The organism is Xenorhabdus bovienii, from assembly GCF_024721015.1.
GTDB classification, from domain to species: Bacteria; Pseudomonadota; Gammaproteobacteria; order Enterobacterales; family Enterobacteriaceae; genus Xenorhabdus; species Xenorhabdus bovienii.
Map to the genome: position 1 here is coordinate 1 of NZ_JANAIF010000317.1, position 497 is coordinate 497.

The 497-nt window shown below is 61.4% G+C and carries 1 protein-coding gene; it reads right to left on the reverse strand.

Features of this window, described 5'->3' with window-relative positions; all coding sequences use genetic code 11:
- Positions 1 to 497, reverse strand: a 497-nt coding sequence (locus NXS07_RS20785; RefSeq protein ID WP_258087604.1) for an AMP-binding protein, incomplete at both ends; no start/stop codon positions are given.

Genomic DNA, 497 nt, shown 5'->3' on the forward strand with positions numbered 1-497 from the left:
ACCCCTTTGGGCTGACCGGTTGTCCCTGAGGTGTAGATGATGTACGCCAGATCCGTAGCCCCGTTCACCGGCACCGGGTTGTCCATTGGCCGTTCTGCGGTCACCGACGGATCATCCGCCGCAATTAGTGACAGCGTGTGCGTGTATTCCCCCAGCGCCGTCAGGTGCCGCTGTTGGGTCACCACACACGAAGACCCGGTGTCAGCCAGAATAAACCGGATCCGCTCCGGCGGATATTCCGGGGACATCGGCACATAGGCCCCCCCGGCTTTTAGTACCGCCAGAATACTGATGATCATCTCCAGGCTGCGATCCAGATACAGGGCCACCGGCGTGTCTGCCGGCATCGGCGCATTACGCCGCTGCTGATAGCGTTCGCGGATCACAACCGCCAGCTGGTTTGCCCGCTCATTGACCTGCCGGTAAGTCAGCGTTTCCCCGGCAAACACCAGTGCCACGTTATCCGGTGTGGCGACCACCTGAGCCTCGAACTGCTG